The organism is Streptomyces sp. NPDC056161, from assembly GCF_042268025.1.
In the GTDB taxonomy this organism is placed as follows: Bacteria; Actinomycetota; Actinomycetes; order Streptomycetales; family Streptomycetaceae; genus Streptomyces.
In genome coordinates this window covers 50,678-76,510 of sequence record NZ_JBHJUV010000004.1, presented here as the reverse complement: position 1 = coordinate 76,510, position 25,833 = coordinate 50,678, and the positions used below count along the sequence as shown (strand labels likewise).

The window sequence follows — 25,833 nt, the reverse complement described above, 5'->3', positions numbered from 1 at the left end:
CTCAGGTGCCGGGCCTCGAACCCGACCTGGCCGGAAACGGGCGGGAACCGATTCGGCTCGTGCGGTGTATCAAGAGCGTGAGGACGCGGGAGGGGGGCCGCATCGTCGATGAGGCCGCGGTGATCGCACGCGTACGCGCCGGAGAGCCGGAGGCGTATGCGGAGCTGGTGCGAGCCCATACGGGCATCGCCCTGCGAGCGGCCGCGGCGCTCGGGGCGGGTGCGGACGCGGAGGACGTGGTGCAGCAGGCATTCGTCAAGGCGTACTGCGCGCTGGGCCGTTTCAAGGACGGCGCGGTGTTCAAGCCCTGGCTGCTGTCGATCGTCGCCAATGAGACGAGGAACACAGTGCGGACGGCGGCGCGGCAGCGCACGCTCGCCGGCCGGGAGGCCGCCTTCGCGGAGGCCGAGCCGCTGATACCGGAGGCGGCGGACCCGGCGGTCGCCACGCTCCACACGGAGCGCCGCACCGCCCTGCTGGCCGCCCTGGACCGGCTGAGCGAGGAGCACCGCCTGGTGGTCACCTACCGCTATCTCCTGGAGATGGACGAATCGGAGACGGCGCAGGCCCTCGGCTGGCCCCGGGGGACGGTGAAGTCCCGCCTGAACCGCGCCCTGGGGAAGCTGGGGCGGCTGCTGCCGGAGTTCCAGCCCAGGGAAGGGGGTGACGGGCGTGACTGAGTCGTACGACGGCGAGGACGGACGGGCCTCCAGAGGCGCCGGAGGCCGGGGCTCGCGCCGTCCGGGCGGCCACCGGGGGCCGCGGGGGCGGAGCCGCGGGCGGTCCGGGGGCTCCGCCGCCGCCCGGCTGCCGGAGGAGCTGCGGGCGCTCGGCCGGTCACTGGGCGCACCCGGGACCGACGAGCCCGACGGCACCGCGGGTCCGATCGGCGCGGAGACGATGGCCGAGCGGGTGCTCGGGCAGCTCCTGGCCGAGCGGCTGCCGGTCCCGGTGGCCGAGCCGCCGGGCCTCCGTGAGCGACTGCGCGCCGTCCGGCGCTGGACGCGGCTGCGGTGGCGTTCGCTGACGGCGACGCTGTGCGGTCTGCTGACGGTGCTCGCGCTCACGCCCCCGGTGCGCGCCGCCGTCCACGACTGGTTCGGCTTCGGCGGGATCGAGGTGCGCCACGACCCCTCGGCGGTGCCCTCCCCCGGCGCCGAGGTGCCCGGCTGCGGCCACTCGCTGACCCTCGCGCAGGCGAGCCGGCGGGCCGGATTCGAACCGCTCGTGCCGGACGCCCTCGGGGTGCCGGACGCGGTGACCGTGACCGATGAGCCGCACGGCCGGCTCCTGCTGAGCATGTGCTGGCAGGAGCGGGGCGGCACAGTCCGGCTCGACGAGTTCCCGGCGAGCCTGGACCTTGGTTTCGTCAAGACCGTGCGGGAGGCGCCGGAGTGGATCGAGCTGCACCGGGCACAGGCGCCGGACGGCATGCCCGACTTCGCCCTGTGGTTCCCGCAGCCGCATCTGCTGGGGTTCTGGCTGGTGGACGCGGACGGCGACCGCCACCGGCGGCAGGTGCGCACGGCGGGACCGACCCTGCTGTGGACCCACCCGGCACAGCCGAGCGCTGGAACCGGGGGCGGGGGCCAGGGCGGGGGCGGGGGCGGCGCAGGGTCCGGCGGTGAGGGAGCCGGTGGGTCCTCGGGCGGGGAGGTGACCCTGCGGCTGGAGGGCGTGGACACACGGACGAGGGCGGTGCAGATCGCGAAGTCCCTGACCACGCTGTCCCGGCCGGCCGGCCGCCCGGCCTGAGCGGCCCCGCGGATCCGGGCAGTCCGGTGACACCTCGGACAAGTCCTCGAAACAGTGGGTGCGGAAAGGGAACCCGGGCGGGCCGGGCGGTGTACCAGAAGTGACACGCGGCCCGCCGACGGGCCACACGGAATCGTCTGGCTGGGGGATCGCATGGCGAAAGGCAAGGCTCGTGAACTGACGGCATTGGGCGGGGTGTTGGCTGCCTTGCTCGGGCTGCTCTTATGGGGTGCGTCGTCCGCGGTGGCCGGCGGCCCGACCAGCGTGCTGGTGGCCTCACCCCAGAGCGAAGAGGCCACCGCGCGGTACTACTCGGACGGGGAGTACAAGCGACTCCAGGCCCTGCTCGGCCCGGAGAACAAGGGCTCACGCACCATGCCACCGGAGGCGGCCCTGTCCTTGGCCCGGCAGATCGATGTGACCTGGCTGGCGCACGACATATCGCCCTGGCGAGTGGACCGGGTCTTCCCCCTCGACTCGCCCTCTCGGGAGATCTGGATCCACACGGCGGCCAACCTGCCCACTTCGGGCAACGGCTACTGGCACCAGGCCGAGCAGCCCGCCCAACTGCGTTCCCTGCTCGGGAAGTTGGGTGTGATGGGCAAGAGAACGGGCCAATCGGACTACAGCGGCATCTTCCCGGCCCCATGGCAGTCGTCGGACACCCCTGCCACACCGGCGCAGGAGGACGAGACCACCACGACGGTGTCGATCAGCACCGGACCCGAGGACGACGGCACCGACTGGTGGTGGGCGATACCGGGCGCGGCGGCGGGAGCGGCGCTCGCACTCGTGCTGCGCCGCTTCCTGCCCCGGCTGGCGCCCGCGGCCCTGCGGCGTGGCAGCCGAGAGCCGGGGCCGAGACAGGAGCTGCGGGACATGTAAGTGCCAGGGAACCGCGAAGTCCTGCGGGCCACCGGCTACGGGCCACCGGGGCCACCGGCCGGGTGTCAGCCGAGGTCGACCTCCGGGTACAGCGGGAACCCGGCCACGAGGTCGGAGGCCCGCTGCGAGATCTCGTCCGCGATCTTCGGGTCGAGGACGTGCTGCGCCTTGGACGTCGTGCCCTTGCTGGTGGTGCCGGGCTCGGCCGTGGTGAGGACGCGGCCGATGAGCGCGGCCACCTCGTCCATCTCGGCGGTACCCAGGCCACGCGTGGTCAGGGCCGGGGTGCCGATGCGGATACCGGAGGTGTACCAGGCGCCGTTGGGGTCGGCCGGGATCGCGTTGCGGTTGGTGACGATGCCGGACTCCAGCAGCGCGGCCTCGGCCTGCCGGCCGGTGAGGCCATAGGAGGTGGCGACATCGATCAGATTGAGGTGGTTGTCGGTTCCGCCGGTGACCAGGGTGGCACCCCGGCTCATCAGGCCCTCCGCCAGAGCCCGGGAGTTGTCGACGATCCGCTGGGCGTAGTCCTGGAAGGACGGCTGCCGGGCCTCGGCGAGGGCGACGGCCTTGGCGGCCATGACATGCGGAAGAGGGCCGCCGAGCACCATCGGGCAGCCGCGGTCGACCTGGTCCTTGAGCGAGTCGTCGCACAGGACCATGCCGCCACGCGGGCCGCGCAGCGACTTGTGGGTGGTGGTGGTGACGATCTGGGCGTGCGGAACCGGATCGAAGTCGCCGGTGAGGACCTTGCCGGCGACGAGACCGGCGAAGTGCGCCATGTCGACCATGAGCGTGGCACCGACCTCGTCGGCGATCTCACGCATGATCCGGAAGTTCACGAGACGGGGGTAGGCGGAGTAGCCGGCGACGATGATCAGCGGCTTGAACTCACGGGCGGAGGCACGCAGCGCCTCATAGTCGATGAGGCCGGTCGTCGGGTCGGTGCCGTAGGAGCGCTGGTCGAACATCTTGCCGGAGATGTTCGGGCGGAAACCATGGGTGAGGTGGCCGCCGGCGTCCAGGGACATGCCGAGCATGCGCTGGTTGCCGAAGGACTGGCGGAGTTCGGCCCAGTCGGCCTCGGAGAGGTCGTTGACCTGCCGGACACCGGCCTTCTCCAGCGCGGGCGCCTCCACACGCTGGGCGAGGACGGCCCAGAAGGCGACGAGGTTGGCGTCGATACCGGAGTGCGGCTGGACATAGGCGTGCCGGGCGCCGAAGAGTTCCCTGGCGTGCTCGGCGGCGATCGACTCCACGGTGTCGACGTTGCGGCAGCCGGCGTAGAAGCGGCGGCCGATGGTGCCCTCGGCGTACTTGTCGCTGAACCAGTTGCCCATCGCGAGAAGGGTGGCCGGGGAGGCGTAGTTCTCGGAGGCGATCAGTTTCAGCATCTCGCGCTGGTCGGCGACCTCCTGGCCGATGGCGTCGGCCACCCGCGGCTCGACGGCGCGGATCACGTCGAGAGCGGCCCGGAAGGCGGTGGACTCGGCGGAGAGGGACGAGGAGAGGGGGGCGGGGGACTGCTCTGGCATGAGGACCTCCGGACGGTGTGCGTACAGCGTTCACGGTTCGGCCCAGGCGCACGGCACTCGGTCTCACTGAGGCCGCTCCCCGATGGTCCATCCCATCCCAGCGCGCCAGTCACGGCCCGCGGCCAGCCTACCGGGCGCGCAGGACGGGAAAGCGGGGCGGTGGTCGCATGTCGGGGACGCCTGCGGGTCCCTCCCACGCGCGAGGATGGGAAGAGGGTAGGAAAAGGGGGACGAATCCGACTCGCTGGCCACAGGAGTTCCCGTGAACGCTACGGAGACGCTCATCGCCGCCGCCGACGCCCACAGCGCGCACAACTACCACCCGCTGCCGGTGGTCGTGGCCACCGCGGACGGGGCCTGGATGACGGATGTGGAGGGCCGACGCTATCTCGATCTGCTCGCCGGCTACTCCGCGCTGAACTTCGGGCACGGCCATCCGCGTCTGGTGGCGGCGGTCAGGGCGCAGTTGGAACGGGTGACGCTGACGTCACGAGCCTTCCATCACGACCGGTTCGCTGCGTTCTGCGCGGAGCTGGCCGAGCTGTGCGGCATGGAGCTGGTGCTGCCGATGAACACCGGCGTGGAGGCGGTGGAGACCGCGGTGAAGACGGCCCGGAAGTGGGGCTACCGGGTGAAGGGGGTGCCCGCGGAGATGGCGAAGATCGTGGTCGCCGGGGGCAACTTCCACGGCCGTACGACGACAGTCATCAGCTTCTCCACCGACCCTCAGGCGCGGGCGGACTTCGGGCCGTACACGCCGGGCTTCGAGATCGTGCCGTACGGGGACCTGACCGCGATGCGGGCGGCGCTCACCGAGAACACGGTCGCGGTGCTGCTGGAGCCGATCCAGGGCGAGGCGGGCGTGATCGTGCCGCCGGCCGGCTATCTGCCGGCGGTGCGGGAGCTGACCCGGGAGCGCAACGTGCTGTTCGTGGCGGACGAGATCCAGTCGGGGCTCGGCCGGACCGGACGGACCTTCGCGTGCGAGCACGAAGGGGTCGTACCGGATGTGTATCTGCTCGGGAAGGCGTTGGGCGGCGGGATCCTGCCGGTGTCCGCGGTCGTGTCGGGTGCGGAGGTGCTCGGGGTGTTCCGGCCGGGTGAGCACGGGTCGACGTTCGGCGGGAATCCGCTGGCCTGTGCCGTGGCGCTGGAGGTGATCGCGATGCTGCGGTCGGGCGAGTACCAGGCGCGCGCAGCGGAGCTGGGCGAACATCTGCACCGTGAGCTGGCCGCACTGCTCGACACCGGCGCGGTGACGGCGGTGCGCGGGCGCGGCCTGTGGGCGGGGGTGGACGTCACGCCGACGCTCGGCACGGGCCGGCGGATCTCGGAGCGGCTGATGGAGCGTGGCGTCCTGGTGAAGGACACGCACGGCTCGACGATCCGGATCGCGCCGCCGCTGGTGATCGAGAAGGAGGATCTGGACTGGGGTCTCGATCAACTGCGGGCGGTGTTGGCCGCCTAGCTAGGGCTTCGCCGTCCCAGCCGCTTTCCTCTGGGGCTGTTCGGTCAGGGACTGCTCCGCCGGGGCCTCTCCGAAGCGGGCCAGGGCCAGGGCGCCCGCCACCGCGACCGCGAAGCCCACGACCGCCGGCCAGGCCATGCCTTCGCGGGTGCGGTCGCCGAGCCACACCACGCCCACGGCCGCCGGGCCGATCGTCTCCCCGATCACCATTCCGGCGGTGGCCGTCGTCACCGAGCCGCGCTGAAGGGCCGAGGTGAGCAGCAGAAACGCGGCGCCCCCGCCGATCAGCAGGGCGTAGGTGGCCGGGTTGGTGAACAGGGCCGTCGGCGTGAGTCCGTCGATCAGCCGTACCGCCACCTCCACCACCCCGAACCCGCACCCCGCCGCCAGCCCGAGCAGCAGCGCCCGGTTCCGTCCCCGCAGCCGTCCGCCGGCCGCCCCGACCAGCAGCACCCCCAGGGCCACCGCGGGCATCGCGTACTTCAGCGCCGCCGAGCCGCTGCGATGGCCCTCCGGCCCGGAGGCCAGCCCCAGCATCGCGAGCCCGGCGCACACCACCGCCACCGCGCCCCACTCCACCCCGCTCAGCCGCACCCGTAGCAGGCGCGCCGCGACCACGGCGGTCACCGCCAGGCTCGCCGCCAGCGCCGCGGCGACCGCGTAGATCGGGAGCGACCGCAGCGCCGCGATCTGGAGCAGGAACCCGAGCCCGTCCAGCCCCAGCCCGGCCAGATACCGCCACTGCCGCAGCGCCCGCAGCAACAGCGCCGTGTCACCGCCCCCGCCGGCGTCCGCCGCCTCCCGGGCGGCCATCGCCTGCAACACGGTCGCCGTACCGAAGCAGACCGCCGCGCCCAGGGCGCACACCATTCCGAAGAGCACAAGGCGACTGTAGGCGAGCGGGAGGGCCCGGGGCCCGGCCCCGGGCAGCCTCACACCGGACTCTCGCCCCCGCTCACCGCGCCCCGCTCACCCGCGCAGGGGTTCGTCCCCGCACCAAGCCGGGTCGGGATCATCCCCGTAGCAAGCCGCGAGGGGATCGCCCCCCGGGCCGAGCCGCGAGAGGATCACCCACGGACCAAGTCCCTCTGGGATCGCCCCCGGATCAGGCCGCGAGGGGATCGCCCCGGACCGTGCCCCTTGGGGATCGTCCCGGTACCAAGCCCGGAAGAGTGGTTCCGGTACCAAGCCAGGCAGAGTGGTTCCGGTACCAAACCGGGCAGAGTGGTTACGGCAGTACGCGGCACAGGGCCTCCAGGGCTGCCGTCCAGGCGTGGTCCGGTGGGGTTCCGTAGCCGACGACCAGGGCGTCCAGGGGGTCGGTGTCGGCGTGGCCGTGGCGGTACGTGGCCAGGCCGTGCAGGGCGAGACCCTGCCAGGCGGCGGCCTGGACCACCGACCGTTCGGTGCCGGGCGGCAGGCGCAGGACCGCGTGCAGACCGGCCGCGATGCCCGTGACATGGACCTCGGGCGCGCGGGCGGTGAGAGCCGCCACGAGGGCGTCTCGGCGGTGCCGGTAGCGCAGGCGGGCGGAGCGCACCTGACGGTCGTAGGCGCCGGAGGTGAGGAACTCGGCCAGGGTGAGTTGGTCCAGTACCCCGCAGCCGTCGCTGTTGCCCTTGGCGGCGGCGCACTCCTCGACCAGGGACGGCGGCAGCACCATCCAGCCCAGCCGCAGACCGGGGGCGAGGGACTTGCTGGCGGTGCCGAGGTAGACGACGTGGTCGGGGTCGAGGCCCTGGAGCGCGCCGACCGGTTGGCGGTCGTAGCGGAACTCGCCGTCGTAGTCGTCCTCCAGGACCAGGCCGCCGGTGCGCCGCGCCCAGTCCACCACGGCGGCCCGCCGGTCGGGGTGCAGGGCCGTGCCCATCGGGAACTGGTGGGCGGGGGTGAGCAGCACGGCACCGGCGTCCGGTATGGCACGGGTGTCGGTGGCCCGTTCGTCGTAGGGCAGCGGGGGGATGGCCAGGCCGGCGTCGGTCAGCAGGTTCCAGTGGACGGACAGGCCGTACGACTCGACGGCGACCGTGCGGGCGCCGCGGGCCCGCAGCACCTTGGCGAGGATCTGGAGGCCGTGCGCGAAACCGGCGCACACCACGATGTTCCCCGGATCGGCGCGCACGCCCCGGGAACGGGCGAGATAGCCGGCGAGGGCGGTGCGCAGTTCGGGACGGCCGCGCGGGTCGCCGTAGCCGAGGGCGTCGTTGGGGGCGGCGGTGAGGGCGCGGCGGGCGGCCTTGAGCCATTCGGTGCGCGGGAAGGCGGCGAGGTCGGGGGTGCCGGGCGTCAGGTTGTGGGTCGGCCGGCCGCGGACACGGCGGCGGGGTGCCGGGGCGGCCTCGCCGACGGTGGCCGGTATCCCCGTGGCCACTCGGGTGCCCGAGCCCTGCCGGGCGGTGAGCCAGCCCTCGGCGACGAGGTCGGCGTAGGCGTCGGCGACGGTGTTGCGGGCGATGCCGAGGTCGGTGGCGAGGGTGCGGGAGGAGGGCAGCCGGGTGCCGGGGGCGAGGCGGCCGGTGCGGACCGCGTCCCGCAGCGCGTCGGTGAGGCCCCGCCGCAGACCGCCCGCCCCGGTCGGTTCCAGATGCAGGTCGATGCCCAAAGTGGCCCAGGATTCCGCCATGGAAATGGACCATACTCCTGGGCTGCCTGGCTTCTAGTGTCGAAGCCATGACCACACAGGACAACGTTCAGTACGCATCCGAGATCGCCCCCCGCCTGCGCATGGCCGAACTGGCGCCGGAGGTGTACAAGGCGATGATCCGGCTGGACACCGCGGCCAAGAAGGGCCTGGACCCGAAGCTGTACGAGCTGGTGAAGATCCGTGCCTCGCAGATCAACCACTGCGCGTTCTGCCTGGACATGCACTCCAAGGACGCCCTCGCGGCCGGCGAGAGCGTGGAGCGGATCGTGCAGCTGAGCGCGTGGGAGGAGTCGCGGCACTTCTACACGGAGAAGGAGCTGGCGGCGATCGAGCTGACCGAGGCGATCACGGTCCTCACCGACGGCTTCGTACCCGACGAGGTGTACGAGAAGGCGGCGAAGCTGTTCGAGGAGGCCGAGCTGGCGCAGCTGATCGCCGCGATCACGGTGATCAACGCCTGGAACCGGTTCGGCGTGACCACCCGGACGACGCCGGGCCACTACCAGCCGGGTCAGCACCCGTGACCCGTACGCAGGTGCTGGACCGTTCGGTCGCCGAGGCCCTGTCGGCGCTCTCCGGGGCGGCCAGACGGGGACTGGGCGACCCGGTCCTGGCCGAGCTGGTGATGATCCGCGCCTCGCAGCTCAACCACTGCGCGTTCTGCCTGGACATGCATCTCGCCCTGGCCCGGAAGGGCGGCGTGTCCGAGAATCGCTTGCAGTTGCTCAACGCCTGGGAAGAGGCCGAGGACAACTACAGCGAACGGGAGCGGGCCGCACTGGCGCTCACCGAGGCGGTGACCGTCCTGACCGCGAGCGCCTCCCGCACGGCCGCCGGGCGGGGCTTCGTGCCGGACGCGGTGTACGAGCGGGCCGCCAAGCACTTCGACGAGACCGAACTCGCCCACCTCATCGGGCTGATCACGGCGATCAACAGCTGGAACCGGCTGATGGTCAGTCGCCGGGTCGCGCCCGGTGGGTACCGGCCTTGAGCGGGGCGGAGGCAGGACACATGAGGAATCTCGATCTACTCGGAGAACTGCCGGTGGTACGGAAGGTGGAGGTCTTCCGCTCACTGCATCGGCGGCGGTCGCCGGGTGATCCTCTGGTCCTGCCGGGACCGTGGGACGCGGCGAGCGCTCGGGCCCTTGCGGAGGCCGGGTTCCCGGCGCTGGCCACGCCCAGTGCGGGGGTCGCCGCCTCCCTCGGGTTCGCGGACGGGGAGACTCCGGCGGACGAGATGTTCGCCGCGGTGGCCCGGATCGCCGGCGCGGTGGACGTGCCGGTGTCGGCGGACGTCGAGAGCGGCTACGGGCTCGCGCCGAAGGAGCTGGTGGAGCGGCTGCTGGAGGCGGGAGCCGTGGGCTGCAACCTGGAGGACTCCGTGGCGGGCACCCTCAGGGACCCGCACGAGCAGGCCGACTGGCTCGCCGCGGTGCGTTCGGCCGCGGGGGACGAACTGTTCGTCAACGCGCGCGTGGACACCTTCCTGCGCGGCGTCATGGATCCCGGCGCGGCCATCGAGCGGGGCGCGGCGTATGTCGCGGCCGGAGCCGACTGCGTGTATCCGATCATGGCCCCGGCGCAGCTGATCCCGCAGTTGCGGGCCGGGATCCAGGGCCCGCTCAACGTGCTCGGCCGGCTCGACGGGGACGGCCCGCCGCCCGCGGAACTCAGCCGGCTCGGGGCCACCCGGATCACGTTCGGTCCGGGCCTGCACCACTCGGCGGACGCGGCGCTGCGGCGCATCGCGGGCGGACTCGTGCGCTGAGCGGGCGGGGGCGGACGCTCGGCGCCGCCCTGCCCGCCAAGGCGCACACGCCCACCTGCGCGCACCCACCGTGCGGGTCGTCGACGGCGCCTCGGCCGACGCCCGCGCCTGCCTGGACGCGTATGCCGCCGACATCGACGAGCGCTTCGCCGAGGGCTTCGACAAGTCCGACCTGCTCCCGGCGTACGTCGACGGCGTCTACGCCCATCACTGGTTCGAGAAGCGGCTGACGCGGCCGGCCGCGTGTCCGGACCCGGACCTGGTTCCCGGCCCGGACCCGGACACGGTGCCCGACCCGGACACGGTGCCCGACCCGGTTCCGGTGCCCGACCCGGTTCCGGACGGGGACGTGGGCGCGTAGCCGGGGGACGGAGACGTACGCGGGCCCCGCTCCGAGGTGGCAGGAGCGGGGCCCGTGTTGCTCTTGGTTCAGGGAGAACCGGGTGTCCGAAGATCCGGAGGCCCGGAGGCCCGGGGCCCGGAGGCCCGGGGCACGGAGGCCCGGGGCACGGATCAGGGAGACCCGGACAGTCCTGGGGAGCGGATCAGATGAGGCCCAGGGAGCGGACCGCCTCGCGCTCCTCCTCCAGCTCCTTGACGGAGGCGTCGATACGGGCGCGGGAGAACTCGTTGATCTCCAGGCCCTGGACGATCTCGTACCGGCCGTCCTTGACGGTGACCGGGAAGGAGGAGATCAGGCCCTCGGCAACACCGTAGGAGCCGTCCGACGGGATGCCCATGGAGGTCCAGTTGCCCTCGGCGGTGCCGTTGACCCAGGTGTGGACGTGGTCGATGGCGGCGTTGGCGGCGGAGGCCGCGGAGGACGCGCCGCGGGCCTCGATGATCGCCGCGCCGCGCTTGGCGACGGTCGGGATGAACTCGTCGGCCAGCCACTTCTCGTCGTCGACGACCTCGGCCGCGTTCTTGCCCGCGATGGTGGCGTGGAAGATGTCCGGGTACTGGGTGGCGGAGTGGTTGCCCCAGATGGTCAGCCGCTTGATGTCGGCGACCGTCGAACCCGTCTTCTTCGCCAGCTGGGTCAGCGCGCGGTTGTGGTCGAGGCGGGTCATCGCGGTGAAGCGCTCGGCCGGTACGTCCGGGGCGGCGGACTGCGCGATGAGCGCGTTGGTGTTGGCCGGGTTGCCGACCACCAGCACCCTGATGTCGTCCGCGGCGTGGTCGTTGATGGCCTTGCCCTGCGGCTTGAAGATGCCGCCGTTGGCCTCCAGGAGGTCACCGCGCTCCATGCCCTTGGTGCGCGGCCGGGCGCCGACGAGGAGGGCGACGTTGGTGCCGTCGAAGGCGACGTTCGGGTCGTCCGTGATGTCGATGCCCTGAAGGAGCGGGAACGCGCAGTCGTCCAGCTCCATGGCCGTACCCTCGGCCGCCTTCAGCGCCGGGGTGATCTCCAGGAGGCGCAGCTTGACCGGCACGTCCGCGCCGAGCAGCTGGCCGGAGGCGATGCGGAAGAGCAGGGCGTAACCGATCTGGCCGGCCGCGCCGGTGACGGTGACGTTCACGGGAGTGCGGGTCATGGCGTTCTCCGTATGACAGCTGGCGGTGGGGCGTCCCTGCCCCGGGGGTACGGGATCCCGCCCCGGCCTGTGACCGGTGCCCGCCGCGACGATCGATCACGGTTCAGTTGATCGATCTCTTGGCGTCAAGAGAGATCCAGCGATCAGGCTATCGCGCGTCGGACTTGGCGCACCGCCCACCCCGTGTGGCCCGTCCCACAGACCCCGGTGGCCCGTCCCGCAGACCCCAGGGAGAGGCGGCCGCCCGTCCGGGAGAGGAGAGACAAGGGCGGCCGCCGTTCGGGGATACCGGATTCCGGACTCCCGTGGGGGTACGGTTCGCGTTCCCTCGTTGCCGCCAACCATGCACACCGCGCGGAATTTCATCAGAACGGGGCATGCCCCGCCCGCACGCCGCCCCGCCGTTCGTCCCCCGCAGCCTGGCTCCCGCCGCACGCCCCCACCGCACGCCCCTCCCGTACGCCACCCCCGTAGAGCCCTCACTCCTCACCCCTCACCCCTCGCGTACGCCCTTGACCCGGTACGCCCATCCGCCCGACGGTGCCCGACTCCCGCCCCACTCCCCGGTGTTCCTAGCGCGTGCACCCCGTCCGTCCGTTCGTCAACGTCGCGCACGCCTTCGCCCCGGTGGCGTTCCGTACGGCCACCATCGGGGTGTACGCGAGGGTGTCGCCGGCCTCCGTGACCGTGCCGGTGCGGCCGGCGGTGGTGCCGACGGTGAGGCGGACCTCGTCACCCGGTCCCGCGCCGGTGATCCGCCCCCAGACCGTGCCGCAGGTCCTGCTGTAACGGACTTCGACGGTGACGGTGCCGACGGTGGCGGTCCCGGCAGTGGTCACCAGGTCGCCGGCGCACCCCATGGCCTCGGCGTCCTTGCCCGTGCAGTCGCCGCCGACGCACTTGACCCCGGCGGGCAGGTCGGCGGCGGTGCCCGTGGACGGGGCGGGCGACCTGGCCGTGCCCCCGTTGTTCTTCTTGTCGCTGCCTCTGCCGGTCAGGAGGAGGAAACCGGCGATGACGAGGAGCACCCCCACGAACCCGGCGAGGAACATCGCCGCCTGCCGCCTGCCGCCCCGGCCCCCGGAGGCGGCGCCCGGGTCCGGTCCCCGCGGCGGCGCGCCGAACTCCCCCCGTGCGGCGCGCGCTTGGGTGATGCGTATCGCCTCCATGGTCAGGTCGTGGCGCAGCTCGGAACGGCTCCAGGAGCGTTCGGCCAGTTCCCACATGGTGGTGAGGTGGACGGGATGGGTGCCGGTGACCTCCGCGAGCGCGACGATCGCGCCCTTCGGCGCGAGGAGCCGGCCGTCGAGGTAACGCTCCCAGGACGTCTTGCTGTAGCCCGTGCGGTCGGCCAGCGCCGCGATGCTCAGCTCCGCGCGGTCCACGAGCCGTCGTAATTGGCCGGTGAACTCCTTGACCTGCGGATCGAGTTGGTCGGGCAGGGCTTTCCAACGAGGCATGCGTTCCCCCCTCTTCCCCCGGTCGGTGCTGTCGTGTGCCCGGCGGCGGGTCCCCGCCGCCGTCCCCGCAGTTCCCCCCGCGGGTGGCGCCCCGTCGCCGGTCCCCGTTCTGGCCACCCACAGGGATGCGTTCCCCACGGACCGCAGGTCCGCGGGCGAGGGTGCACTGGAGCATCGAGCCGACCGGTCACACACCACCGCGCGCCGCAGGCCACGCACCGCAGGCGACGCGCCATAGCCCACGCGCCGCGCTCCGCAGCCCACGCGCCGCGCTCCGTACGTCACACTCCGCACGGCGTATCCCGCAGGGCCCGTCCTCCCGCAGGGCCCGCGGACCGTGGCGGAACGGTCACTTCCATGACCGCGGAACGGTCACTTCCATGACACAGCGTGCGGACGGGCATGGAACGGGCCGGTCACGGCACGGGAGGGTTGAGGGACGACGGCGGCCCGTCCCGGCTCGGGGGAAGAGACGGGCCGCCGTCCTCGGGCGGGGCGCGGACCGGACCGGCCGGCGCCGCCTACTGGTTCATCGTGAAGTGCAGCGTGTCCTTCAGGAACGGGATCTCCAGCCACGGTCTGGGCTGGGCCATCATCGCGAGCAGGACGATCGCCAGCCCCAGCACGCCGTAGGTGGCGATGTCCGTGAAGCGCGAGCGGACGGCGAGCATGCCGACGCCGGGCAGGAACCAGCGCAGCGCGGCGCCGGCCAGCAGGGCGGCGCCGACCAGCAGCATCCCGAACCGGAAGACATCGAGGGCGGTCAGCAGCAGGCCGAGGGCGACCGTGCCCAGCACTATGAGGATCGGCCACTGGCGGGCCGGCGCCGGCAGGTCGCCGGAGGCGGCCCGGCCGCCGCCCTCGGGGCGCGCGGTGTCCCTGGTGAACAGCGGGAAGCGGCGCGTGACCCGCTTGGGGCGCCCGGCCGCGTCGGGTGCGCTGATCGCGTCGCGGACCGTCGGCTCCGCGTCTTGGTGGGTGTTCTCAGCCGGCACTGCGCTCCGCCGCCTCGACCACGTTGACGAGCAGTTGCGCACGGGTCATCGGGCCGACGCCGCCCGGGTTCGGGGAGATCCACCCGGCCACCTCGGCGACACCGGGGTGCACATCGCCGACGATCTTGCCGTCCGCGCTGCGCGAGACGCCCACGTCCAGGACCGCGGCGCCCGGCTTGACGTCCTCGGGCCGGATGAGATGGGCGGATCCGGCCGCCGCGACGATGATGTCCGCGCGCCGGAGGTGGGACGCCAGGTCACGGGTGCCGGTGTGACACTGGGTGACCGTGGCGTTCTCACTGCGCCGGGTGAGCAGCAGCGGCATCGGCCGGCCGATGGTCACGCCGCGGCCGACGACCACCACCTCGGCACCCTTGATCTCCACGCCGTGGCGGCGCAGCAGGGTCAGTACGCCGTTGGGGGTGCAGGGCAGCGGGGCCGGCTCGTTCAGGACGAGACGGCCGAGGTTCATCGGGTGCAGGCCGTCCGCGTCCTTGTCCGGGTCCATCAGCTCCAGGATGCGGTTCTCGTCGATGCCCCTGGGCAGCGGCAGCTGGACGATGTAGCCGGTGCAGGCCGCGTCCTCGTTCAGTTCGCGGACGACCGCCTCGATCTCCTCCTGCGTCGCCGTGGCGGGCAGCTCGCGCTGGATGGAGGCGATGCCCACCTGGGCACAGTCCCGGTGTTTGCCGGCTACGTACTTCTGGCTGCCGGGATCGTCCCCGACCAGGATCGTGCCGAGGCCGGGCGTGATGCCCTTCTCCTTCAGCGCCGCCACGCGGGCGGTCAGATCGGACTTGATCGCGGCTGCGGTGGCCTTGCCATCGAGAATCTGGGCGGTCATGCCCCCCATCCTCCAGGATGACCGCCCGTTGGTTCCAATCCGGGGCCGTCGGTGACCCCTCCGTCGTCCCCTCCGTCGTCGCGGCCGGGGCCGCTTCGGTCCGGGACCGTCCGTTTCCTCCGTCTCCGGTTCGCCCAAGATCGTTGATGTTTCGCTTGCACAACGCCTGTCGTAAGTGGCTGGACAAGGGGTCCCCCAGCCATAACGATGAACGGCGCAGTACCGCGGTCCGTGTTGGGGGGCAAACCGCTCAAGTTCTGACGTTCCTCCGCGCCTGTCCGCGTCGTCCCCGCAGTGCAACGGAGGAAATCCGCCATGAGTTTCGGCTCGCCCCAGAACCCCTACGGACAGCCGCAGAATCCCCAGCAGGGTTACGGCTACCCGCAGCAGCCCGGCCAGCCGGGACAGCCCGGTCAACCCGGTCAGCCCGGCTACGGCTACCCGCAGGCGCCGCAGGGAGTTCCGCCGCAGCAGGGTTACGGCTACCCGCAGCAGCCGGGTTACCCCCAGCAGCCGGGCTATCCGGGCGGTGTCGGCCCGCGGGTCGCGTCGATGGGCCGCCGCCTCGGCGCCCGCGTGATCGACGGTGTCGTGTTCGGCGTCGTCTACGGCATCCTGGCCGCCGCCGGCCTCGCCAGCCTCGTCGGCGCGGCCAAGGACTGCGACCCCAACGCGGCCAACTACGACACCTGCATCAACAACGCCAGCTCGGACTTCGTCGCCAAGTTCGGCGCGGTCATCGGTGTGCTGGCGATCATAGGTCTGCTCTACGAGTGGCTGATGACCGCTCTGGTCGGGGCGACCGTGGGCAAGCTGGCCGTCGGCATCCGCGTGGTGAAGGTCGACACGGGCCGGAAGCCCGGCATCGGCTCGGCGCTCATCCGCTACATCATTCCGGTGGTCGGCAGCTTCGTCTGCGGTATCGGGGCGCTGATCGTGTACCTGTCCCCGTTCTGGGACAAGTCGGGCCGCCAGCAGGGCTGGCACGACAAGGCCGCGAGCACGATGGTCGTGCACAACAGCTGACCGGGGCGGACGCGGACCCGCGTCGGCCCGCGAGGTACGGCCAAGGGCCGTGTCCCACCGTACGAGTGGGACACGGCCCTTGGCCGTTCCGGGCCGGCGACAGCGCCCGACCCGGCCCGGCCCGGCCCGGCGGACGGGGGGAATCAGCGTCAGTGGAAGAAGTGCCGCGTCCCCGTGAAGTACATGGTGACGCCGGCCTTCTGGGCGGCCTCCACGACGAGTTCGTCGCGGACCGAGCCACCGGGCTGGACGACGGCCCGGACTCCGGCCGCGGTGAGGATCTCCAGGCCGTCCGGGAAGGGGAAGAACGCGTCGGAGGCCGCGTACGCGCCCCGCGCGCGCTCGGCACCGGCCCGCTCGACGGCCAGTTTCGCCGAGTCGACCCGGTTGACCTGGCCCATGCCGACGCCCACCGACGCGCCGTCCTTGGCGAGCAGGATGGCGTTGGACTTCACCGCGCGGCACGCCTTCCAGGCGAACGCGAGCTGCGCCAGCTCGTCCGCGCCGAGCGCCTCGCCGGTCGCCAGCGTCCAGTTGGCCGGGTCGTCGCCGTCGGCCTGGAACCGGTCGGTGACCTGCAACAGGACACCACCGTCGAGCTGCTTGGTCTCCACCCGGTTGGACGGGCCGTTCGGTGCCTTGAGGACCCGGATGTTCTTTTTCTTCGCCAGGGCCTGAAGCGCGCCGTCCTCGTAGTCGGGCGCGACGATGACCTCGGTGAAGATCTCGGCGACCTGTTCCGCCATCTCCTTGCTGACCGGCCGGTTCACGGCGATCACACCGCCGAAGGCCGACAGCGGGTCACAGGCGTGCGCCTTGCGGTGCGCCTCGGCGACGTCCGCGCCGATCGCGATGCCGCACGGGTTGGCGTGCTTGATGATCGCGACGCACGGTTCGTCGTAGTCGTAGGCGGCACGGCGGGCGGCGTCCGTGTCCGTGTAGTTGTTGTACGACATCTCCTTGCCGTGCAGCTGCTCGGCCTGCGCGAGGCCGCCGCCGCCCGCGGCGGAGCCGCTGCCGGACGCCGTGTCGACGTAGAGGGCGGCGGGCTGGTGCGGGTTCTCGCCGTAGCGCAGGGTGTTCGCCCGCTCCCAGGTGACGCCGAGGAAGTCGGGGAAGCCCGACTCGTCGACCGGCGCGTACTCGCCCGCGAACCAGCTCGCGACCGCGACGTCGTACGCCGCCGTGTGCTGGAACGCCTCCGCCGCCAGCCGCTTGCGGGTGGCGAGGTCGAAGCCGCCGTCCCGCACGGCCGCGAGGACGTCGGCGTACCGCTCGGGGCTGGTGACGACGGCCACGGACGGGTGGTTCTTGGCGGCGGCCCGCACCATGGAGGGCCCGCCGATGTCGATCTGCTCGACGCACTCGTCGGGCGAGGCACCGGAGGCGACGGTCTCACGGAACGGGTAGAGGTTGACGACGACGAGGTCGAACGGCTCGACGCCCAGCTCGGCCAGCTGCTCGCGGTGGCTGTCCAGCCGCAGGTCGGCGAGGATGCCCGCGTGCACCTTGGGGTGCAGCGTCTTGACCCGGCCGTCCAGGCACTCGGGGAAACCGGTGAGGTCCTCGACCTTGGTGACGGGGACGCCGGCCGCGGCGATCCGCCCGGCGGTGGAGCCGGTGGAGACGAGTGCGACGCCGGCCTCGTGCAGCCCGCGCGCCAGCTCGTCGAGTCCGGTCTTGTCGTAGACGCTGACGAGCGCGCGACGGATCGCCCGCGTACCGCTCCCGTTGCTCTCGGAGGTCACTGGATTACTACCTTTCGTCCCTCAATGCGATGGCCGTGGCGGGCGAGCCGGCCCACGACCTCGACGAGCAGCCTTCGCTCGACTTCCTTGATGCGCTCGTGCAGCGCGCTCTCGTCGTCCTCGTCCCGGACCTCGACCACGCCCTGCGCGATGATCGGCCCGGTGTCGACGCCGTCGTCGACGAAGTGGACGGTGCAGCCGGTGACCTTGACGCCGTACGCGAGCGCGTCCCGCACGCCGTGGGCCCCCGGGAAGCTGGGCAGCAGAGCGGGATGCGTGTTGACGAGCCGTCCGCCGTAGTGTGCGAGGAACTCCTTGCCGACGATCTTCATGAAGCCGGCCGAGACGACGAGATCGGGCCGGTGTTCGGCGACGGCCTCGGCGAGCGCGGCGTCCCATTCCTCGCGGGTGCCGTAGTCCTTGACCCTGCGCACGAAGGTCGGCACCCCGGCGCGCTCGGCACGGGCCAGCCCCTCGATGCCGTCGCGGTCGGCGCCGACGGCGACGATCCGGGCGCCGTAGCGCTCGGCACCGGTGGCCGCGATCTCGTCGAGGAGCGCCTGCAGATTGCTGCCGGATCCGGAGACCAGCACGACGAGGCGTTTGACCTCGGGCTTGGCGGCCACGGTGGGGCCCTTTCTCGGGGGAACTGCGGGGAACTTCGGCACAGGACTTCGCTGGGGAACTGCGGTAGGGGACTTCGTCACGGAACTTCGCTACGGCGGCCGAACACCGTACGGAGGTTTGTACATTCGTACGATTGCTTCGCGCCCCTGGATCCGGGGAACTCTACGAAGCAGTCGGCCGTCAGCAACGATACCGGCACTCGGAACGGCCCCCGCGGGACGGGGGCGTGGCCGGAAGGTAGCGTCTGAGACGAAGCAACTCGGGAACGCTGTCGTCGGGCGGTGCGTTGCCGAAGTGTCAGCTCTTGTCGGACAGCCTCATTCACCTAGGGAAGACGCTCATTTGATGCCGGACCGCAGTCTGCGACTCCTCACGTTCCCCCCGCAGTCGGTGCAGGGAGGGGGGCCTGGTGCCGTGCTGGTGCGGGAGCGGCCGTCCTCGCCGCCCGACGCGCCCTCGGGCGGACAGCACACCGGCACCCCCTCGGACAGGCAGGACGGGGACGAGCGGGGCGGCGCCGCGCAGGACGACAATCCGTTCGCGCCGCCGCCCGAGGGCACGCCGGACCGTCCCTGGCAGCCGCGGCGACCCGTCGGCGGCGGGGACGACTCCGCCCCGGACGAGAACCGCCCCCCGCAGCGCCCCGCCCCCTGGGGCGGTCAGTGGAGCGACCAGCAGCCCGGCCGCTCCCCCGGCGGCTTCGGTGAGCGCCCCGGCGCCGGTCCCGAGGGTCCGGGCGGCGGTGCCCCCGGCCCCGCCATGCGGTGGGACCCGACGGACCCCGCCCAGCGCCGCGCGCGCTACGCGCTGCTGTGCGGCATGTGGGCCTTCTTCTTCGCCCTCTTCAGCTGGGCGTACGTGGCGCTGCTGCTGGGTGCGCTGGCCCTGTACTGGGGCATCAGCGCGCTGCGCGCCAAGCCGCGCACCCCGGACCCGGACCGCCCGGCGCCCGTGCAGACCGGCCGCCCGCAGACCACGGCGGCGATCAGCGGTCTGGTCACCGCGCTGCTGGCGCTCGCGGTGGTAGCCGCGACCTTCACGGCGCAGCTGGCCTACCGCGACTACTACACCTGTGTGAACGACGCCCTCACCAACGAGGCCAGACAGTCCTGCAACCACCTGCTCCCGCAGGAGCTGCGCAGCCTGCTGGGCACGAACAGCTGACCGCGGAGCGGCCGGACCACCGCTGAACCCGTCAGGTCCCGCTCACCGAACCGTCCCCAGCCGGTCGACCCATCCGGGAGCCGGTCGGGCCGACCCGGGCCCTTTGGCTCCTTCGGGTTCCTTCGGCTCCTTCGGATCCCCCTTCGGCTCCTTCGGGTGCGTCCGGTTCCGTCGGAGGCCGAGGGGCCGTTCGCGGTGCTCGCGGTCCTTGCTGCCTTCGCGGTTCTCACGGTTCTCCGCGGTGCTCGCTGTCTCCTCGATCCTCGCGGGTTTGGCGGGTTTCGCGGCTTTTCCCGACTCTCTCTCACGGGCCGTCCGGCGGTGCGGCGTCGCGCAGTGCCGCCCAGCGGGCCTCCCGGGAAGCCTCGTCAAGCCGGGTCGGCACGCCCTGCTCATGGCCCGCATCGGCCATACCACCCGCACTGGCCATATCGGCCGCACCGGCCACATCGGCCGCACTGGCCACATCAGCAGCATCGGCCACAGCGACGACCGCATCGATCACGTCGGCCACTTCAGCCGCATAGGTCGCACGAGGCGCGACCGCGGGCAGAAAGTCGTACGCCTCGGCGCCCACCGCCCCGCCGGACCGAGCCCCGCCGGAGCGCGCGGCGCCGACCGCCCCGCCGCCCCGGCCCGCGGGCTGTGCCGCCCGGACCGCCTCCGGCTTGACCGTGCCCGCACCGGTACCCCGCGTAGTCCGTTCCCGTCGCCGCCACCCGAGCAGCCGCCAGGTCCGCAACCGCCACGCCCGTACCAGCAGCGCCACCGGGATTCCCACCCCCGCGATCCAGATCCCCGCCGCGCCGCCCGACTGCCACCACACCGGCCCGAACCGGGCGAGCGCCGCGCTGCCGAGCGGGCCACCGGCCGTCTCGGCGAGCAGCGCGAACACCGCCCCGCACAACCCGCCCGCCAACGCCACCACGCCCGCGGTCCGCGCGGCCGACCACGCGGACCGTGCCGCCCGCGGTGTCCGGCCCGAAACCGCACCCGAAACCACAGCCACAGCCACAGCCGCAGCCGCACCCGCACCCGAAACGGCACCCGCGCCCGCAGCGGTGTCTCCGTGTACGGACCGTCGTCGCACGGCCGATCCCGCCGTGAACCAGGCCACCGTCAGCCCCGCCATCACGGGAACCGCCCCGGCCGCCCAGTTCAGCGGGCCGCCTGCCCCCGCGTCCGGAACCGCCGCCAGCAGGGGGAACGGCGGCAGCAGCGGCGCGGGATCGGAGGACAGCAGGGACACCAGGTGCCCCGTGCCAAGGACGAACCCGGGGCCGAGCCCGTAGGCGGCCGCCCAGACCGCCGCGTTCGGCACCAGCCCCACGCACAGCAGCAGCACCGCGCACCGCCCGGACCAGCCCTCCGTGAGCTGGAGAAATGCGCCGCGCGCCGCCCCGCCGTGCGTCACCAGGGACACCGTGAGCAGCAGCGCCCCGCCGCCCAGGAGCACCGCGGTCCCGGCCCCGGCGGCGCGCGCGGCCGTACCGAGGCCGCTGCGCGCGCCCGGCCCGGGAGCCGGTCGGCGCAGCCGCCCCGGCCACAGCGCCGACGCACCGGAGAGCCGCCCGAGCGGACGGCCGTACGCCGTCCACACCCCCACGCCCGCAGCCCCCGCCGCGACCAGCGGCAGAGACAGCGCGGCCCAGACCCAGTCGGGCCGCAGTGCACCACCGGAGGCGTACAGCGTGGCGAGGACGCCGACGATGAGGTAGCCGAGGACGACACCGGCCCACGCCGTGCGCGCGGCGACCGGCGGCCCGTTGGAGTCCTCGGGCGCGTCCACCGCGTCGCGCGCCGCCCGGTACAGCAGCCACACCGGCGGCAGGAGCAGCAGCAGCGGGGTGATGCCCATGGGGGCGGGTGTGTCTGACAGAGTGTCGGTACGGATCAGTTCGACGCCGTGCGCGAGCAGCCACAGCGATGCGGCGACGTGCAGCGCGCCATCCGGACCGCTGTCGGGATACGGCGAGCTGATCCACAGCGCCGTCACCAGCGCGGCGGCCGCGCCGAGTCCGAGACCCGCGGCGATCACACCGCCCACGAGACTCGCGCCCCACCCGGGCGCGCGGTCGCGCAGCCGGGTCAGCAGGGACGACAACGACGGTCGGCGAGCGGTCATCTGCGTCACGCCCGCCATGCTCCCAACGACACGCGCTTTCCCGCTGTAACAGGCGAACCCCCGAAGTGTCGCTCAATATATGTTTATGTTCTTTTTCGCACGAAAGGGCGTACGGTGATGCGGAGTCCTGCGAGCCCACCACCACGGTCCGACGAGGAACAGACGACGGTCCGTCACCACATTGCGGGACCGCAAGAAGTGACGGCCCCCCAGCCCGGCCTGGCACCCCTGGCGAACGAGGACGCGACGCCGCCCGGCCTGACGCCCGCTCAGGCGTTCGACGCGCTGTACGCGTTCTGTGCCCCCGCCCTCGTACGGCAGACGTACCTGCTCAGCGGGCGGCCCGAACTCGCGCGCGAATCCGTGGAGCGGGCCTTTCAACTGGCCTGGCAGAGCTGGCCGGAGGTGGCCCTGGACCGGGACCCGGCGGGCTGGGTACGGGCGGCGGCGTACGAGTACGCCCTCTCCCCCTGGCACCGTTTCCGCCCCCGATACCGGCATCCCGATCCCCCGCCCGCCGACCCGGGCGACCGCGCGCTGCTCAACGCCCTTCTCGGGCTTCCCCCCTCCTACCGTCGCGCGCTCGTGCTGTACGACGGCGTCGGGCTCGGCCTGCCCGAGACCGCGGCGGAGACGGAGGCCAGCACCCCGGCGACGGCGAGCCGTCTGACCCGCGCCCGCGCGGAGGTGGCCGCGCGGGTCCCCGAGGTGTCGGACCCCGCGGTGCTGCACCGGCGGCTGGCGGAGCTGGCCGCCGCGGAGCGGCTGCGGCCGGCGAAGCCTGAGCCGGTGCGGACCCACGGCGAGCGCCGGAACCGCTTCTGGACCCAGGCCGCCATCGCCTTCACGATCACCATCATCGGTTCGACGGCTCTCACGCTGCGCACCGCGCCGACGCACTACGAGCCCCCGCTCGCACCGGCCCAGGCGATCCGGGGCGTTCCGGCCAAGGCGGCGCTGGGTCCGTTGTCGCACGCGGAACAGCAGCTGAGGACCAAGCTGCGGACGGCGACCACGAACGGACCGGAGCGGCTGGTTCCGGTGAGCCGGTGAGCCCATGGGCCGGTGAGCCGGTGAGCCGGTGAGCCGGTGAGCCCATGGGCCGGTGAGCCGGGTGAGCCGGTGGGCCAGTGAGCCAGTGAGAAGAGGGCAGACGGAAGGGGTCCGCATCCGGATGGGATGCGGACCCCTTCGCCGACGCGCCGGTCGGCGCCGTGTGCCGTCGGCGTCATGCGCCGGCGGGCCTCATGTGCCCGCTCGGCGTGGGCGCGGGTGCGCCCGGTGGGTTCAGCTGCCGAGGATGCCGCGGGCGAGCTTGGCGGTCTCGGTCGGCGTCTTGCCGACCTTGACGCCCGCGGCCTCCAGGGCCTCCTTCTTCGCCTGCGCGGTGCCGGACGAACCGGAGACGATGGCACCGGCGTGGCCCATGGTCTTGCCCTCGGGGGCGGTGAAGCCCGCGACATAGCCGACGACCGGCTTGGTCACGTTCTCCTTGATGAAGGCCGCGGCCCGCTCCTCGGCGTCGCCGCCGATCTCACCGATCATGACGATCAGGTCGGTGTCGGGGTCGTCCTGGAAGGCGGCCAGGGCGTCGATGTGGGTGGTGCCGATGATCGGGTCGCCACCGATGCCGACGGCCGTCGAGAAGCCGATGTCCCGCAGCTCGTACATCATCTGGTAGGTCAGCGTGCCGGACTTGGAGACCAGGCCGATGCGGCCCGGCTTGGTGATGTCGCCCGGGATGATGCCGACGTTCGACTGGCCCGGGGTGATGATGCCGGGGCAGTTCGGGCCGATGATGCGGGTCTTGTTGCCCTTCTTGCCGGCGTACGCCCAGAAGGAGGCCGAGTCGTGCACGGCGATACCCTCGGTGATCACGACGGCCAGCGGGATCTCGGCCTCGATGGCCTCGACGACCGCGTCCTTGGTGAACTTCTCCGGTACGAAGATGACGGAGACGTCGGCGCCGGTCTTCTCGATGGCCTCCTTGACGGTGCCGAAGACGGGTACCTCGGTGCCGTCGAAGTCCACGGTCTGACCCGCCTTGCGCGGGTTCACGCCGCCCACGACGTTGGTGCCGTCGCCGAGCATGAGCTTGGTGTGCTTCATGCCGGTGGCGCCGGTCATGCCCTGGACGATGACCTTGCTGTCCTTGTTGAGCCAGATAGCCATGGTGTCTTGATGTCCTCGTCCTAGGTGCTTACTTGGCGGCGGCCAGCTCGGCGGCCTTGTCGGCCGCGCCGTCCATGGTGTCGACGCGCTGCACCAGCGGGTGGGCGGCGTCGGAGAGGATCTTGCGGCCCAGCTCGGCGTTGTTGCCGTCGAGGCGGACGACGAGCGGCTTGGTGACGTCCTCGCCCTTGTCCTCCAGGAGCTTCAGGGCCTGCACGATGCCGTTGGCGACCTCGTCACAGGCGGTGATGCCACCGAAGACGTTGACGAACACGGACTTGACGTCCGGGTCGCCGAGGATGATCTCCAGGCCGTTCGCCATGACCTGGGCGGAGGCACCGCCACCGATGTCGAGGAAGTTGGCGGGCTTGACGCCGCCGTGCTTCTCACCGGCGTACGCGACGACGTCCAGGGTCGACATGACCAGGCCGGCGCCGTTGCCGATGATGCCGACCTCGCCGTCGAGCTTGACGTAGTTGAGGTTCTTCTCCTTGGCGGCGGCCTCCAGCGGGTTGGCCGCGGCCTTGTCGTGGAGCTCCTCGAAGTCGGGGTGCCGGAACTCGGCGTTGTCGTCCAGGGACACCTTGCCGTCGAGGGCGATGACCTCACCGGAGGCGACCTTGGCCAGCGGGTTCACCTCGACCAGGAGGGCGTCCTCCTTGATGAAGGTGTCCCACAGCTTGACCAGGACGTTCGCGACCTTGTCGGCGACCTCGGCGGGGAACTTCGCCGCCTCGACGATCTCGCGGGCCTTCTCCGGGGTCACACCGTCGATCGCGTCGATCGGGGTCTTGGCGACCGCCTCGGGGCGGGTGGCCGCCACCTCCTCGATCTCCATGCCGCCCTCGACCGAGGCGATGGAGAGGAACGTGCGGTTGGCGCGGTCGAGGAGGAAGGAGACGTAGTACTCCTCGACGATCTCCGGGGCGGTCTCGGCGATCATGACCTTGTGGACCGTGTGGCCCTTGATGTCCATGCCGAGGATGTCCGTCGCCCGAGCGACGGCCTCGTCCGCGGAGGCGGCCAGCTTGACACCGCCGGCCTTGCCACGACCACCGACCTTCACCTGCGCCTTGACGACGGACTTGCCGCCCAGCCGCTCGGTGATCCCGCGCGCCGCCTCAGGCGTGTCGATGACTTCACCGGCCAGCACCGGTACATCGTGCTTGGCGAAGAGGTCCCTCGCCTGGTACTCGAACAGGTCCACGCGCTTCCGTCCCTATCAGTGATCTCGCGGTTCGTTGGATGCGTGGGCGTGCCGCGAAGGGCAACGTGACGTCCGCATGTGTCACTAGGGAGGCGCACACGGTGTCCGAGCGCGCGGCATGTCCGCCTCGCAGGTTATCGCTGGTTCAGGGGGGCCTCTAAATCGCGGGTCACACCTGAGCGGTGATACCTGTCACATGATGCCGAGTTTGCTGGCACGGCGTGCCAGAGCGGGCCGACGGCGCGAGGCCCCACCGGGCTGGGGTTGACCCGGTGGGGCCCCTGGTAGGGCCCGAAAGGGGGCCCGGGGCGGCTGATCCCCACCCCAATGAGGACCGACCCGCCCGCCCGCGGGATACGGACCGGACGCACCGACGGCATTCGACCGCCCGGCTCCGACCACCACGGAGTCGACGGGGGCGGCCGGCTCAGCGACCGTGGGCCCCCTCAGCGGTGGTGCCGGTGGTGCCGGTGCCAACGATTCCCGTGGGGCCGGTGATTCCCGTGCCGCCGGTGGTGCCGGTGGTGAGCCGGTGGTCGCCTCTGCCACACCCGTCACACTCATCACGCTCATCAGCCCCCTCGCGGTTGTCAGGTCACAGCTGTCGGCCTCGTCACTCTTGTCAGAGCCGTCAGCCTCGTCAGTGAGGGCGCCTGTGCCCGTCCGGACACGGGCGTCGGACCGGACCCGTCGGACCGGGCACAGACGTCAGACCCGGCACAGCCGTCGGACCGGTCCCGAGTGCCCACGTGGATCACACGGTTCACGCAGGTCATGGCGGGTCACGTGCGTCACGTGACCCGGTGCGTCACACAACCCACTCCCGTCGAGGCGGGCAGACGGGGACCCGCACGGGGGCTCTGAACGACTGCG

General features: G+C 72.3%; 23 protein-coding genes. 11 read left to right on the top strand and 12 right to left on the bottom strand.

The genetic code is table 11. From position 1 onward, the window contains the following. Positions 1-119: 119 nt before the first annotated feature. From ACFC09_RS05525 to ACFC09_RS05515, 3 genes are all read left to right on the top strand, one after another. Complete coding sequence (locus ACFC09_RS05525) at positions 120-680, top strand: RNA polymerase sigma factor (RefSeq protein WP_376524181.1); 561 nt, start codon at positions 120-122, stop codon at positions 678-680. Then, the gene (locus tag ACFC09_RS05520; protein WP_376524180.1) at positions 673-1,755 is read left to right on the top strand and encodes a hypothetical protein; all 1,083 of its coding nucleotides are present in this window, start codon (positions 673-675) and stop codon (positions 1,753-1,755) included. Before ACFC09_RS05525 ends, ACFC09_RS05520 begins: the two co-directional genes overlap by 8 nt. 153 nt (positions 1,756-1,908) lie before the next feature. Further along, positions 1,909-2,640 carry a hypothetical protein gene (locus tag ACFC09_RS05515; protein ID WP_376524179.1) on the top strand — a complete coding sequence of 244 codons (732 nt, stop codon included), beginning with the start codon at positions 1,909-1,911 and terminating at the stop codon, positions 2,638-2,640. 65 nt (positions 2,641-2,705) lie between these two features. Here the strand turns inward: ACFC09_RS05515 and ACFC09_RS05510 are convergent, their stop codons facing one another. Then, positions 2,706-4,175, bottom strand: a complete 1,470-nt coding sequence (locus ACFC09_RS05510) for a glycine hydroxymethyltransferase (RefSeq protein ID WP_376524178.1) — start codon at positions 4,173-4,175, stop codon at positions 2,706-2,708. A 262-nt stretch (positions 4,176-4,437) separates the two neighbouring features. Between ACFC09_RS05510 and rocD the strand changes: the two genes are divergently transcribed. Next, positions 4,438-5,643 carry an ornithine--oxo-acid transaminase gene (gene rocD, locus ACFC09_RS05505; RefSeq protein ID WP_376524177.1) on the top strand — a complete coding sequence of 402 codons (1,206 nt, stop codon included), beginning with the start codon at positions 4,438-4,440 and terminating at the stop codon, positions 5,641-5,643. Here rocD and ACFC09_RS05500 read toward each other — a convergent pair whose 3' ends face one another. Further along, positions 5,644-6,513 carry a DMT family transporter gene (locus ACFC09_RS05500; RefSeq protein WP_376524397.1) on the bottom strand — a complete coding sequence of 290 codons (870 nt, stop codon included), beginning with the start codon at positions 6,511-6,513 and terminating at the stop codon, positions 5,644-5,646. A gap of 358 nt (positions 6,514-6,871) precedes the next feature. After that, the gene (locus ACFC09_RS05495) at positions 6,872-8,266 is read right to left on the bottom strand and encodes a PLP-dependent aminotransferase family protein (RefSeq protein ID WP_376524176.1); all 1,395 of its coding nucleotides are present in this window, start codon (positions 8,264-8,266) and stop codon (positions 6,872-6,874) included. Between the two features lie 47 nt (positions 8,267-8,313). Between ACFC09_RS05495 and ACFC09_RS05490 the strand changes: the two genes are divergently transcribed. The 4 genes from ACFC09_RS05490 (at position 8,314) to ACFC09_RS05475 (ending at position 10,418) form a co-directional block, all read left to right on the top strand. After that, entirely contained in the window at positions 8,314-8,811 is a 498-nt protein-coding gene (locus ACFC09_RS05490) for a carboxymuconolactone decarboxylase family protein (RefSeq protein ID WP_376524175.1), read from the top strand. Next, the gene (locus ACFC09_RS05485; protein WP_376524174.1) at positions 8,808-9,278 is read left to right on the top strand and encodes a carboxymuconolactone decarboxylase family protein; all 471 of its coding nucleotides are present in this window, start codon (positions 8,808-8,810) and stop codon (positions 9,276-9,278) included. Before ACFC09_RS05490 ends, ACFC09_RS05485 begins: the two co-directional genes overlap by 4 nt. A 20-nt stretch (positions 9,279-9,298) precedes the next feature. Further along, the gene (locus tag ACFC09_RS05480) at positions 9,299-10,057 is read left to right on the top strand and encodes an isocitrate lyase/phosphoenolpyruvate mutase family protein (RefSeq protein ID WP_376524173.1); all 759 of its coding nucleotides are present in this window, start codon (positions 9,299-9,301) and stop codon (positions 10,055-10,057) included. 70 nt (positions 10,058-10,127) lie between these two features. Beyond that, entirely contained in the window at positions 10,128-10,418 is a 291-nt protein-coding gene (locus ACFC09_RS05475; RefSeq protein ID WP_376524172.1) for a hypothetical protein, read from the top strand. Between the two features lie 184 nt (positions 10,419-10,602). Here ACFC09_RS05475 and ACFC09_RS05470 read toward each other — a convergent pair whose 3' ends face one another. The 4 genes from ACFC09_RS05470 to ACFC09_RS05455 form a co-directional block, all read right to left on the bottom strand. Next, on the bottom strand, positions 10,603-11,592 hold the full coding sequence (locus ACFC09_RS05470; RefSeq protein ID WP_376524171.1) for a malate dehydrogenase: 990 nt from the start codon (positions 11,590-11,592) through the stop codon (positions 10,603-10,605). Positions 11,593-12,164: 572 nt separating this feature from the next. Next, positions 12,165-13,052, bottom strand: coding sequence for a DUF2690 domain-containing protein (locus tag ACFC09_RS05465; protein ID WP_376524170.1), 888 nt, complete (start codon positions 13,050-13,052; stop codon positions 12,165-12,167). A gap of 521 nt (positions 13,053-13,573) precedes the next feature. Continuing rightward, positions 13,574-14,047, bottom strand: coding sequence for a DUF3017 domain-containing protein (locus tag ACFC09_RS05460; protein ID WP_376524169.1), 474 nt, complete (start codon positions 14,045-14,047; stop codon positions 13,574-13,576). Further along, the gene (locus ACFC09_RS05455) at positions 14,037-14,891 is read right to left on the bottom strand and encodes a bifunctional methylenetetrahydrofolate dehydrogenase/methenyltetrahydrofolate cyclohydrolase (protein ID WP_376524168.1); all 855 of its coding nucleotides are present in this window, start codon (positions 14,889-14,891) and stop codon (positions 14,037-14,039) included. The genes ACFC09_RS05460 and ACFC09_RS05455 overlap by 11 nt, the downstream gene beginning before the upstream one ends. Positions 14,892-15,206: 315 nt before the next feature. Here ACFC09_RS05455 and ACFC09_RS05450 point away from each other — a divergent pair, with 315 nt between their 5' ends. Further along, the gene (locus ACFC09_RS05450; RefSeq protein WP_376524167.1) at positions 15,207-15,917 is read left to right on the top strand and encodes an RDD family protein; all 711 of its coding nucleotides are present in this window, start codon (positions 15,207-15,209) and stop codon (positions 15,915-15,917) included. A 149-nt stretch (positions 15,918-16,066) separates the two neighbouring features. Here the strand turns inward: ACFC09_RS05450 and purH are convergent, their stop codons facing one another. Both purH and purN read right to left on the bottom strand, forming a co-directional pair. After that, positions 16,067-17,665, bottom strand: a complete 1,599-nt coding sequence (purH, locus tag ACFC09_RS05445) for a bifunctional phosphoribosylaminoimidazolecarboxamide formyltransferase/IMP cyclohydrolase (protein ID WP_376524166.1) — start codon at positions 17,663-17,665, stop codon at positions 16,067-16,069. Then, on the bottom strand, positions 17,662-18,291 hold the full coding sequence (purN, locus tag ACFC09_RS05440; RefSeq protein WP_376524165.1) for a phosphoribosylglycinamide formyltransferase: 630 nt from the start codon (positions 18,289-18,291) through the stop codon (positions 17,662-17,664). Before purN ends, purH begins: the two co-directional genes overlap by 4 nt. A 346-nt stretch (positions 18,292-18,637) precedes the next feature. On the opposite strand from purN, the gene ACFC09_RS05435 reads away from it, so the two are divergent. Beyond that, on the top strand, positions 18,638-19,456 hold the full coding sequence (locus tag ACFC09_RS05435) for a hypothetical protein (protein WP_376524164.1): 819 nt from the start codon (positions 18,638-18,640) through the stop codon (positions 19,454-19,456). Between the two features lie 304 nt (positions 19,457-19,760). On the opposite strand, the gene ACFC09_RS05430 is transcribed toward ACFC09_RS05435, so the two are convergent. Next, positions 19,761-21,599 carry a DUF6350 family protein gene (locus tag ACFC09_RS05430; RefSeq protein ID WP_376524163.1) on the bottom strand — a complete coding sequence of 613 codons (1,839 nt, stop codon included), beginning with the start codon at positions 21,597-21,599 and terminating at the stop codon, positions 19,761-19,763. A 99-nt stretch (positions 21,600-21,698) separates the two neighbouring features. On the opposite strand from ACFC09_RS05430, the gene ACFC09_RS05425 reads away from it, so the two are divergent. Further along, the gene (locus ACFC09_RS05425) at positions 21,699-22,634 is read left to right on the top strand and encodes a sigma factor-like helix-turn-helix DNA-binding protein (protein ID WP_376524162.1); all 936 of its coding nucleotides are present in this window, start codon (positions 21,699-21,701) and stop codon (positions 22,632-22,634) included. Between the two features lie 234 nt (positions 22,635-22,868). On the opposite strand, the gene sucD is transcribed toward ACFC09_RS05425, so the two are convergent. Beyond that, entirely contained in the window at positions 22,869-23,753 is an 885-nt protein-coding gene (gene sucD, locus ACFC09_RS05420) for a succinate--CoA ligase subunit alpha (RefSeq protein ID WP_376524161.1), read from the bottom strand. A gap of 28 nt (positions 23,754-23,781) precedes the next feature. Further along, entirely contained in the window at positions 23,782-24,960 is a 1,179-nt protein-coding gene (sucC, locus tag ACFC09_RS05415) for an ADP-forming succinate--CoA ligase subunit beta (RefSeq protein WP_376524160.1), read from the bottom strand. Positions 24,961-25,833 lie beyond the last annotated feature (873 nt).

What these genes read in the sequence shown, in the direction of transcription:
- ACFC09_RS05510 (WP_376524178.1), bottom strand. Translation starts at nt 4,175, where the DNA reads ATGCCAGAGCAGTCCCCCGCCCCCCTCTCCTCGTCCCTCTCCGCCGAG.
- ACFC09_RS05465 (WP_376524170.1), bottom strand. Translation starts at nt 13,052, where the DNA reads ATGCCTCGTTGGAAAGCCCTGCCCGACCAACTCGATCCGCAGGTCAAG.
- sucD (WP_376524161.1), bottom strand. Translation starts at nt 23,753, where the DNA reads ATGGCTATCTGGCTCAACAAGGACAGCAAGGTCATCGTCCAGGGCATG.
- ACFC09_RS05515 (WP_376524179.1), top strand. Translation starts at nt 1,909, where the DNA reads ATGGCGAAAGGCAAGGCTCGTGAACTGACGGCATTGGGCGGGGTGTTG.
- ACFC09_RS05425 (WP_376524162.1), top strand. Translation starts at nt 21,699, where the DNA reads ATGCGGAGTCCTGCGAGCCCACCACCACGGTCCGACGAGGAACAGACG.
- ACFC09_RS05495 (WP_376524176.1), bottom strand. Translation starts at nt 8,266, where the DNA reads ATGGCGGAATCCTGGGCCACTTTGGGCATCGACCTGCATCTGGAACCG.
- ACFC09_RS05455 (WP_376524168.1), bottom strand. Translation starts at nt 14,891, where the DNA reads ATGACCGCCCAGATTCTCGATGGCAAGGCCACCGCAGCCGCGATCAAG.
- ACFC09_RS05450 (WP_376524167.1), top strand. Translation starts at nt 15,207, where the DNA reads ATGAGTTTCGGCTCGCCCCAGAACCCCTACGGACAGCCGCAGAATCCC.
- ACFC09_RS05430 (WP_376524163.1), bottom strand. Translation starts at nt 21,599, where the DNA reads ATGGCGGGCGTGACGCAGATGACCGCTCGCCGACCGTCGTTGTCGTCC.
- ACFC09_RS05435 (WP_376524164.1), top strand. Translation starts at nt 18,638, where the DNA reads ATGCCGGACCGCAGTCTGCGACTCCTCACGTTCCCCCCGCAGTCGGTG.
- ACFC09_RS05490 (WP_376524175.1), top strand. Translation starts at nt 8,314, where the DNA reads ATGACCACACAGGACAACGTTCAGTACGCATCCGAGATCGCCCCCCGC.
- ACFC09_RS05470 (WP_376524171.1), bottom strand. Translation starts at nt 11,592, where the DNA reads ATGACCCGCACTCCCGTGAACGTCACCGTCACCGGCGCGGCCGGCCAG.
- ACFC09_RS05480 (WP_376524173.1), top strand. Translation starts at nt 9,299, where the DNA reads ATGAGGAATCTCGATCTACTCGGAGAACTGCCGGTGGTACGGAAGGTG.
- ACFC09_RS05500 (WP_376524397.1), bottom strand. Translation starts at nt 6,513, where the DNA reads ATGGTGTGCGCCCTGGGCGCGGCGGTCTGCTTCGGTACGGCGACCGTG.